Raw genomic sequence first — 10,782 nt, 5'->3', positions numbered from 1 at the left:
CCTCCGGGAAAGCAAGAGACAAAGATCCGGATTCGGCGGCCTCAGACCGCCGAATCCTAGCTGAGTCCTTGCCCGGGGCAAGCGGAGGGTAGTGGCTGTGTGGCTTACGTCAAAATAATAATTAGTCTACAATCTGGCTGCCGCCTCTGAGTGAAGGCGGCAGTTTGATATTTAATGCAGTTTGCCGAGATCAGCTGTGACGTTCCGGACATTTTCACGGTCTTGCGAATCAAGCTCAGTCATCGGAAGCCGAACCGGACCGGCAGGGAAATCAATTAAATTAAGCGCTGCTTTTACCGGAGCAGGACTCGGTGCAATGAACATATGCTGCATGAACAAAAGCAAGCGGCGGTGAAGCCGGGAGGCTTGTTGATGTTCTCCGCCGGCAAACGCTGTGATCATTTCCTTCATTTCTCTGCCGATCACGTGGCTTGAAATCGACACAATCCCGTCTGCGCCGACGGCCATTGCTGGAAGTGTCAGTGAATCATCTCCAGCGTAGACAGAAAAATCGGCACTTGTCCGCTCAATAATGTTGCTCATTTGATCTAAATCTCCGCTTGCTTCTTTGACGGAGACGATATTTTCTATTTCTGCCAATGATACAGTTAAGTCTGCTGTCATATTAACGCCGGTCCGGCCGGGAATGTTATAAAGCATGACCGGAAGATCGATCGCTTCGGCAATCGTTCGAAAATGTTCGTACATTCCTTTTTGATTCGGTTTATTATAGTAGGGAGCGGTCAGCATAACCGCATCCACACCCGCTGTTTCCGCCTGTTCAGATAATTGCACGGCAGCCTGGGTGCTGTTCGTTCCTGTGCCGGCAATAATATATGCCCGGCCGGCAGCTTTGTCAGCTGCTAATCTGAACAGTCTCGATTTTTCATCAATCGATAAGGTCGGAGCTTCACCTGTCGTACCGGCTATGACAATCGCATCAGAACCCTCGGAAATCAAATGTTCAATCATACGCTCGCAAGCATCCGTGTTCAGTGTGCCATCTTCATGAAACGGCGTGATCATCGCCGTTATTAACGATCCGAAATACATCTTTTCCACCTCATTTAAAAGTTTATTGCATGCGCTAAAAAATCCGCTCTCATACGGCAATAAAAAAACAGCGCAGAGCTGTTCTGCGCTGTTTAGCGGTTGAGAAACCGAAATAAGCAGATAGCTCCTCGTTCAGCAATTGCTGGACGACAGTTCCGGATTTGTTCAATGCCGGAACCAGCCTGCAATGATGGAGATCACTGCAGACTTCGGCAAAACAGCCTTTAAATCCTCTTCTTCGTTACCCCGTACTCCAAGGACCGACTGATCTGTTTTGCACCTCTACCTTCACTTCTATAGGAATGAAGTCAAGTAATTATTCAATTAGCTACTACTGTAACAAACCCGTATCAGAACTTCAAGCCTGCGTGTAATTGTATTTGCTCCAATCATTGTGTAAAATGAAAATTTAATCAACGTATTGGTGGAAAGGCGGCTTATCATGGAACGCTATATTGTAATCGGCGCCGGCATTTTAGGTGCATCGGCAGCTTACCACTTAGCTAAAGAGGGCAAACGCGTCACCGTTATTGACCGCGGTGATAAAGGGCAGGCAACAGACGCCGGTGCGGGAATTATTTGTCCGTGGCTGTCGCAAAGGAGAAACCAGAAATGGTATGAACTTGTAAGAAAAGGAGCTGCTTTTTATCCCTCTTTAATCGAAGAGCTTAACGATATGGGCGAGACAGAGACAGGCTATTACCGTTCCGGAGCCGTGAGCCTGCATTACGACCAGTTCAAGGTCGATGACACAGCAGCAAGAGCCGTCAAACGGCGGGAAGATGCGCCGGAGATCGGTTCGATCGAAAAGCTCGATGCAAAGGAGACACAGAAAAAATTCCCGCTCGTATCTGACGAATATATCAGTCTTTATGTCAGCGGAGGCGCCCGCGTGAACGGCAGAGATTTGCGCAACAGTTTACTGCAAGCTGCAGAAAAATTCGGCGCTGTTCGTATATACGGTCATGCCGAACCTTTACGAGACAAGGATAAGGTGCATCAAGTCAGGGTCGGCAGCGAAATCTTCACGGCGGATAAACTGCTGGTAACTGCCGGTGCATGGGCGGCAAGGATCACGGAAAAAATAAAAGCGCCGATGTACGTCCGTGCGCAAAAAGGACAGATTCTTCATTTGCATATGCCGCACGTTAATAACTTTGATTGGCCGGTTGTTCTGCCGCCGAAAGATTATTACATGCTTCATTTCGGCAAGGGACATATCGTCGCCGGAGCTTCACGGGAAGATGATCAAGAGTACGATACTGAAGTGACTGTCGGCGCCATCAATGAGATTTTAACAAAGATTTTAACGGTTGCCCCGGGCTTAAAGCACGCCTCGTTAGTTGAAACAAGAGTAGGGACAAGGCCATTTACAGCTGATTCTTTGCCGGTTATCGGCAAAGTTCCGGGGTTAAATAATGTTTATACGGCAAACGGCCTGGGGGCAACCGGCTTGACTTCCGGCCCGTTTCTCGGTGAACAGCTCGCGAAAAAAGCGATGGAGCAAGGTTTAAATATTACAGAAGAACATTATGACATCGCACATACGATGAAAAACGGGTAAACTCTTTCAATCACCCAATTACAATTACCGCCGTATTATTGAGGAAGGGACGTTTATGCCAAAACGATTACTCATCAAGATCGCTTTATTTATTCCTCTTGTTTTAGGATTAATTTATTTCAGCGAAAACTATTTACGATTTACACCCGGTCAAATCCAAACGTTCATGCTCAGTTTTGGAATTTTAGCGCCGCTTGTCTTTATCGTTCTTTACACGATCCGGCCATTTGTTCTTTTTCCTGCATCAGTAATGGCTATTGCAGGCGGTCTTTCGTTCGGTCCGTTTATCGGGCCGGCGGCAACGTATATCGGTTCTCTGTCGGGAGCTGCTCTCTCATTTATCGTGATGCGAAAAATGGGGCACCGTTTCAGAACGAAGAAATGGACTGGGCGGGCGGAGCAATTGCAAAAAAATATCGAAGAAAACGGTTTTTTTTACATTTTGTCGCTTCGCATTATCCCCGTTATAAACTTTGATTTTTTGAGTTATTTGTCTGCGCTTTCCCGCGTTCCTTTCCGGACCTATATGAGCGCTACGATGGTCGGGATCATTCCCGGAACACTGGCATTTAATTTTCTTGGCGCTTCGATCGTTGATTTATCGCTCAATATGATCCTCTTAACAGTTTCGACGTTTATCATTGCCTTTTCGATACCGGTTATCGTTCGTAAACGGTTGGCGAAAAAAGAGATCGACATCGATTTACTGCCCGATGAAAAAATTTGAACAAACGCATCCGTTAATGTTTCGGGTGCGTTTGTTCTTGTTGAATGTCGTCAATTTGATACAATAGGAGACACGAACATATGCTTGTATAACTAAAAGAGGTGGCTGAATTGACAGTACAAATTCATCTCGGACGTTCCGGGACAGGAAAAACGGAAAGTGTCTATAACCGTATCATCGACGAATGTGACCGGTATCCGGACGGTCCGCCGATCGTTTTAATCGTTCCTGAGCAAATGACTTTCCAGGCGGAAAAAGAGTTGATTGAACGTTCCGATAAAGGCTTAACGCGTATTGAAGTTCTCAGTTTCTCCAGGCTGAGTCAGCGGGTTATTAAAGAGACAGGCGGGAAAAGTTTTTTGCCGTTAAAAAAGAACGGCATACATATGCTGCTGCGAAAAATTACCGAGAAAGAAAAAAAGAACTTTCGAATCTTCGAAAAGGCATCTGAAAACCACGGATTTATTGAAAAAACCGAAAAAATGATAACAGAACTCAAGCGTCATCATATTTCCTCGACTGCAATGACCGAGACGCTTCCGAACGGGGCCGATCAGCTGTTAATCGACAAACTGTCCGATTTGGCAATGATCATGTCTCAATTTGAACAAGAAACAGCTGAGTTGTATCTTGACAGCGAAGATAACCTTCAACTTCTCGCTGAGCGTCTGCCGCACAGTGAATATTTGCATTCTGCCTCCGTTTATATTGACGGTTTTCACAGTTTCACTCCTTTGGAGCAGTCCGTGCTTGCATCGCTGCTCGAAACGGTTAACGAGCTTGTTTTTGTATTAACAGCAGACAGACCGCCTGCGCTTGATGAAGAACTGCACCCGCTTGATCTATTTTATGAAACGAAATCGACATTTCTGGAACTAAAAGAGATGATCGATCATTTAAATCTCCCGAATCCGGCAATATTTGAATACGATGAACAAAAACGGTTCAAAACCGAAGCATTGGCGCACCTTGAGCGCGAGAGCGTCCGGCGCCCGGCCGCGCCGGCCGCCGATCACACCGGGATTCGCTTGATCAATGCTGTGAACAGACGGGCGGAAGTTGCCTGGTGTGCCCGGGAAATCAAACGGCTTGTCCGCGATGAAGGCATGCGTTACCGCCAGTTTGCGATTTTTCTGCGTAATATCGACGATTATCGCCACTACATCGAAACGCAGTTTGAATCTGAGGGCTTGCCGTTTTTTTTCGACCAAGAACAATCCGCTCTGTACCACCCGCTCGTCGAATTCATCCGCTCATCGTTAGAAATCATCCAGCAGCACTGGCGTTATGAATCCGTGTTTCGCGCGTTGAAAACCGAGATACCGACGGATTTGGATGATGAATCTGTCCGCGAGGATATTGATCGATTGGAAAACTACGTCATTGCTTACGGTATTCGCGGTTCTTCTTGGTATTCGGGAAAACGCTGGATTTATCGGCAGTTCGGTACGACAGTAGAGCGCGACCTTGAAGCTGCCGGAGCTGAAATCGAAATGGAAGAAGAAATTAACAGACTTAAAGATAAGCTAACCGCACCTTTCGTCCGTTTTCAAGACCGGATCAAAAATTCGCAGACGATGCAAGACTTTGCCGCTTCGCTATTTCAGCTGCTTGAAGATGTCGATGCACCGCTTAAACTGTCGCGCTTGAGAGAGCGGGCGGAATCCGAGGGCAAACCGCAAGAGGCGCGACAGCACGATCAAGTTTGGCGGGAAATCGTTCAGCTGTTAGATCAAGTTGTCGAAACCGCTGATAACAAACCGATTTCTCTACAACTGTTCACGCAAATGATTGAAGCCGGTTTAGAGGGCATGACATTTTCAATTATTCCGCCGGCCTTCGATCAAGTCGTCGTGGCCAACATGGAAACTTCGCGGTTAAGTGCTGTGGACTGCACGTTTTTAATGGGCGCCAATGAAGGGATTATCCCTGCGTCTCCCGATGAAACGAGCATGATTTCTGAAGACGAACGAACGGTCTTGGAAAAACAAGGCTGGGTGTTGGCCCCGGGGGCTGAAAGACAACTCATGAACGAATCGTTTCTCGTATATTTGGCGCAAACTTCCGCAAAAGACAGGCTTTATATCAGTTATGCACTCGCCGATCAAGAAGGCCGGACGCTTCAGCCATCGATGATTTTAAACCATTTGTATGAAATGTTTCCCGCTTTGCAAGCAGAAACGGTTTTTGATTCTTCTTTGGATGTGTTGACAGAAGATGAAGAACTGGCGTTTGTCACAACAAAGAAAAAAACGGTCTCTCATATGACAGCACAGCTTCAGCAATGGAAACAAGGATACCCGGTTTCATCGATCTGGTGGGCGGCATACAACTATTTTGCCGTGCAAAACCCGCCTGATGTTCAGGCTGAAACAGCATTAAAGAGCCTGTTTTACCGGAATGTGCCGGTTTCGCTGCAGGCAGCGACATCAAAACAGCTGTACGGCGAGCAATTAAAAACGAGTGTGTCGCGAATGGAACAATATTATTCTTGTCCGTTTCAGCAATATGCCAATTACGGCCTGAAGTTAAAAGAACGGGAAACATTCAAACTGGAAGCTCCTGACATCGGCCAACTTTTTCATGCGGCATTAAAGGAAATGGCCGAGTCGTTGAATGCAGAAGCGATCGATTTCAAAGATTTAACCGAGGGCGAAGCAGCTGTCAGATCTAAGCAGATTGTTGAGAATTTGGCGCCTAAAATCCAGCGTGAAATTTTTCGCAGTTCACACCGGCATATGTATGTGCAAAAAAAACTTGAAGAAGTTGTCACACGCGCTTCGATCGTCTTAGCAAAGCAAGCGCAAAAATCCGGTTTTTCACCAGCCGGACTTGAAGTTGATTTTGGTCCCGGAGGCGAACTGCCGCCTCTGACGGTAACGTTGGATAATGGGGTTAAAGTAGAGCTGATCGGCCGAATTGACCGGGTCGACCGTGCCGAGCGCGAAGACGGCATATACGTGCGGATTATTGATTACAAATCAAGCGCACAAGATTTGCGGCTCGATGATATTTATTACGGACTCTCCATGCAGATGCTTTTGTATCTGGATGTTCTGCTGACACACGGCGGTAAGTGGTTTCAAACAGAGGTCACCCCTGCAGGCGTGCTATATTTTCATGTGCATAACCCGATTGTCACAGCTGACACTAAACTGTCAGCTGACGAGATTGAAGCTAAAATGATGGAACAGTTTAAAATGAAAGGATTGCTCTCGTCCGATCCGTCGGTTATCGAAGAAATGGATAAATCACTCGACAACGGTCAGTCTTCAGAGATCGTCCCTGTAACAAAAAATAAAGACGGAAAGCTCGGAAAACGGTCGCGGGTGATTAATGATAACGACTACGAACGGCTCCGCATGTTTTTACGAGAACAGGTAAAGTACGCTGCTTCAGCAATCACAGCCGGCGACACGTCATTAACGCCGTTTAAGAAAAAACAAAAAGTTCCTTGCACATACTGCAGTTATAAATCTTTTTGTCAATTTGATCCTTCATTAGAAGAAAATGATTACCGCTATTTGCGCAGCAAAGATAATGACGATATTCTTACTGTCTTAGAAAATGATCCCAAAGGAGGAAACCGATGATTCAGCGGAAAGCAAAACCAGATTCGTCGCCATGGACGGATGAACAATGGGATGCGATCAGCGCAGAAGGAAATAATATCCTTGTAGCTGCTGCTGCCGGAAGTGGAAAAACCGCCGTTTTAGTCGAAAGAATTATTCGTAAAGTCACCGAAGCCCATCATCCGGCTGATATTGACCGCATGCTCGTTGTGACGTTTACTAACGCTGCTGCCGCCGAAATGCGCCACCGAATCGGAAAAGTTTTGGAAGACAAAATAAAACAACACCCGGACTCCGTCCACTTACGGCGCCAACTGACACTCTTACAGCGAGCGCCGATTTCGACACTCCATTCTTTTTGCATGAATGTCGTGCGCCAGTATTATTACTTAGTCGATATTGATCCGCAATTTCGGATTACCGATGAAATTGAAAGCGAACTGTTAAAAGAAGAAGTGCTTGATAGTTTGTTCGAAGAAGAGTATGAAGCCAATAACAGCTCTTTTTTCGACCTCGTTGACCGTTACTCCGGCGACCGCTCAGATGAAGAACTGCGCCGAATCGTCCTGCAGCTCGACCGGTTTTCGCGCAGTCATCCCCGTCCTGAAAAGTGGCTGCGAGAAAATGCCGAGAAGTACGAGACAATTTCTGCGGCAGAGATCACTTCGCTGCCTTGGTATAACGAAATGATTCAGGCGATTAAAAAGTCGCTTGCTCAAGCTTCAGACCTGGCAGCTAAAGCATGGGAAGCAGCAGAAGCGCCGAGCGGACCGCAGAAATATTTAGATGTCATCATAGCAGAGTACAAAGGCATTGCCGCCGCACTCGCTGAAACTGACTACCGCCGATTAGCTGAAGCGGTTGAAACCATTCCGTTTGCAGCAAAAGTCCCTTCGATCACAAAAAAAGACGAAGTTGATGAAAACTTAAAAAAAGCCGCGCAAAACAACCGTAATGCCTACAAAGATGTGATCGGCGAGGTGAAAAAAAGTTACTTCACAGCGCCGGAAGAAATATTGCTGACGGATTTACAGGAAATGAGCTCCTCGATTAGAAAACTGATGGAATTAACAATTGAATTTCAGCAGCGTTTTTTCCAGGAAAAAAAAGCGCGGGGAATTCTCGATTTTTCCGACCTTGAGCATTTAACGCTCCGTATTCTGACTGAAGAACGAAAAGAATTTGCGCCGTCGGATATTGCCCGTCAGTACAGCCGCTATTTTCATGAGCTTTTGATTGACGAATATCAGGATACCAACGCTGTGCAAGAAACGATTCTCACCCTTATATCTGCTGGAGATAACCGCTTTATGGTCGGTGATGTCAAGCAGTCGATCTATCGTTTCAGGCTCGCGGAACCGTCGATTTTTATCGAAAAATATAAAAGTTATTCGCCGGACGGAAGCGGTGCTGGTTTAAGAATTGACTTAGCTAAAAATTTCCGGAGCCGAAAAGAAGTGCTGCAAAGTACAAACTACGTTTTTCGGCAGCTTATGGATGAAAGCGTAGGCGATATCGCCTACGACGACGCTGCTGAACTGAAAATCGGCAATACCGATTATGATGAAAGCATCGATGCAGAAACGTCCGTCGTTCTTGTAGACGAAGCGAATTCGTCTCAAAAGCAAGCTGATGAGTCAGATGATGACGCCGAAGAATTAGCAAAATCAGAAGTGGAGGCAAAGGCAATCGCGGCGGAGATTCAGGGGATAATCGAGAGTAAGCGTCCGGTGTTCGACAAATCACTCGGCGCAACCCGTCCCGTTCAATACCGGGACATTGTGATTCTTATGCGTTCAATGCCCTGGGCAGAAACGATTCTCGATGAGCTGCGGCAATCAGGAATTCCGGCCTATGCTGATTTATCTTCCGGCTATTTTCATGCCACAGAAGTTCAGACGATGCTTTCCTTGCTGAAAATTATCGATAATCCTTATCAGGATATCCCGCTGGCTGCCGTTTTACGCTCCCCGGTCGTCGGCCTGAATGAAGAACAGTTAGCTGCTGTGCGGCTTTACGATAAAAACGGGTCATTTTACAGTGCTGTAATTCGTGTCCTTGAGGGGACAGATGGAAAGGATCCAAGTTTACACCACACATTAACCGCTTTTAAACAACGTCTTGAACATTGGCGCAACTGTGCCCGGTCCGGTTCATTATCACGCTTGATCTGGCAGATCTATGAAGAAACCGGCTATGTAGCTTACGCCGGAGGGATGCCGGGAGGAAAACAGCGGCAAGCCAATCTGCAAGCGCTCTATGACCGGGCGAAAGGGTACGAAGAGACGTCTTTTCGCGGCTTGTTTCGTTTCCTTCGTTTCATTGAACGGATGGAAGAAAGAGGAGATGATCTTGGCGCAGCCCGTGCTGTCGGGGAACAAGAAGACGTCGTTCGGCTAATGACTGTTCATAAAAGTAAGGGGCTCGAATTTCCGGTCGTCATGTTTACGGGGTTAGGGAAACCATTCAATATGAGCGATGTTAATCAGCCTTATTTAATGCATAAAGAACTCGGATTTGCTTCGAAAATGATTGATCCTGATCTTCGGACCGCCTACCCGAGCATCCCGCAGCAAGTGCTGAAAAACCGGGTTAAAAACGAAATGAGTGCTGAAGAAATGCGGGTAATGTATGTGGCGATGACACGGGCGAAAGAAAAGTTATTTCTGATCGGAACTGTCAGTGATCTGCAGAAAAAAGTTGAAAAGTGGTCGCAGGCGAAAGACGCCGACGATTGGGTGCTGCCGGAAGCGGACCGTGAAAAAAGCACGTCATTTATTGATTGGCTTGGCCTCTCACTTTACCGTCACCGCGCATTCCGCGATCTGCAATCAGCATATGAAACGGCAAAAACAGATCTTGCCGCCGCTTGGGCGGAAGATCCCTCCATTTGGACAGTCCGGGCAATAAAAAGTTCGGACTTGGCTGTCAAACAGTCCGAAGGCGAAGCAAAAAACCATATCATCGAGCAGGCGTTGGCTTCATTTAAGCCGGTACCGGGAGCAGATGAAGCGTTGGAAGAGACAATACGCGACCGCTTGAACTGGTCGTATCCGTTTCACGATGCGACTGTTTTTCAAGCTAAGCAGACGGTGACCGAGCTGAAAAAAGACCGGGAAGCTGATTACAGCAGCGAAGAATTTATTCGTACGTTTGAAACGGATTTTGCCGAAAGACCCGCGTTCCTGCAAAAAGATAAATTATCCGCGGCGGAAATCGGCACCGTCATCCATGAAGCGATGGAGAGAATCAATTTAACTAAAACCGAACCCGAGCAGGTGCAAGAGCAACTAAACGAATGGATGAAAAAAGACCAAATGCTCGAAGCAGAAGCTGCGCAAATTGCACCGCATGATATATCGGCTTTTTTCAGTTCTGCAATCGGCCGGCGGATGAAATGTGCCTCTCAAGTCGAAAGAGAAATTCCTTTCAGTTATCTGCTTCCAGCTCATCGGGCATACAGCAACTGGGAAGGCTCTTTAGAGGAACGCGTGTTTGTACAAGGGATGATCGATGCGGTGTTCCGCGAAGAGGACGGCACGCTTTGTGTAGTTGATTATAAAACCGACCGTATCCGCGGTAAATTTGACACTTGGTCAAACGAAGCCATTCAAGATCACTTTTTTAACAAATATAAGTTTCAAATTGATTTGTACTGCGAGGCGCTGGAAAGCAGCTGGAATGAAACGGTTGCTGAGGCCTACTTGTATTTATTCGATATCGGCAGCACAGTCCCGATGAAATAAGGACCAGTTTATAAAGAAGGAGATTAACCGCAGCGTGTTGATGATCATCAGTCAAAAATACAGTTAACGGTTGCCGTCATATTAGTAAAACTTGCCGTATACGTTCGGTGAATTGTCACG

The 10,782-nt window shown here is 46.7% G+C and carries 5 protein-coding genes and 1 riboswitch; of the genes, 4 read left to right on the top strand and 1 reads right to left on the bottom strand.

The window, feature by feature from the left end:
- Window positions 1-171 precede the first annotated feature (171 nt).
- Window positions 172-1,053 carry a 4-hydroxy-tetrahydrodipicolinate synthase gene (dapA, locus tag EDD67_RS08185; protein WP_121438614.1) on the bottom strand — a complete coding sequence of 294 codons (882 nt, stop codon included), beginning with the start codon at window positions 1,051-1,053 and terminating at the stop codon, window positions 172-174.
- Window positions 1,054-1,166: 113 nt separating this feature from the next.
- Window positions 1,167-1,346: riboswitch (Lysine riboswitch) on the bottom strand.
- A gap of 149 nt (window positions 1,347-1,495) precedes the next feature.
- Between dapA and EDD67_RS08180 the strand changes: the two genes are divergently transcribed.
- The 4 genes from EDD67_RS08180 (at window position 1,496) to addA (ending at window position 10,662) form a co-directional block, all read left to right on the top strand.
- Complete coding sequence (locus tag EDD67_RS08180; protein WP_093072185.1) at window positions 1,496-2,617, top strand: NAD(P)/FAD-dependent oxidoreductase; 1,122 nt, start codon at window positions 1,496-1,498, stop codon at window positions 2,615-2,617.
- 55 nt (window positions 2,618-2,672) lie between these two features.
- The gene (locus EDD67_RS08175) at window positions 2,673-3,344 is read left to right on the top strand and encodes a TVP38/TMEM64 family protein (RefSeq protein ID WP_121438615.1); all 672 of its coding nucleotides are present in this window, start codon (window positions 2,673-2,675) and stop codon (window positions 3,342-3,344) included.
- A 110-nt stretch (window positions 3,345-3,454) separates the two neighbouring features.
- Entirely contained in the window at window positions 3,455-6,937 is a 3,483-nt protein-coding gene (gene addB, locus EDD67_RS08170) for a helicase-exonuclease AddAB subunit AddB (RefSeq protein WP_158638118.1), read from the top strand.
- On the top strand, window positions 6,934-10,662 hold the full coding sequence (gene addA / locus EDD67_RS08165) for a helicase-exonuclease AddAB subunit AddA (protein WP_242005905.1): 3,729 nt from the start codon (window positions 6,934-6,936) through the stop codon (window positions 10,660-10,662). Before addB ends, addA begins: the two co-directional genes overlap by 4 nt.
- The last annotated feature ends 120 nt before the right edge of the window (window positions 10,663-10,782 follow it).

The sequence above is a fragment of the Salisediminibacterium halotolerans genome (assembly GCF_003814815.1).
GTDB lineage: Bacteria > Bacillota > Bacilli > Bacillales > Salisediminibacteriaceae > Salisediminibacterium > Salisediminibacterium halotolerans.
This window is presented reverse-complemented; position numbering and strand designations above follow the sequence as displayed.

Excerpts from the sequence above, each read along its gene's own strand:
- EDD67_RS08180 (WP_093072185.1), top strand. The coding sequence starts at position 1,496 with ATGGAACGCTATATTGTAATCGGCGCCGGCATTTTAGGTGCATCGGCA.
- addA (WP_242005905.1), top strand. The coding sequence starts at position 6,934 with ATGATTCAGCGGAAAGCAAAACCAGATTCGTCGCCATGGACGGATGAA.
- EDD67_RS08175 (WP_121438615.1), top strand. The coding sequence starts at position 2,673 with ATGCCAAAACGATTACTCATCAAGATCGCTTTATTTATTCCTCTTGTT.
- dapA (WP_121438614.1), bottom strand. The coding sequence starts at position 1,053 with ATGTATTTCGGATCGTTAATAACGGCGATGATCACGCCGTTTCATGAA.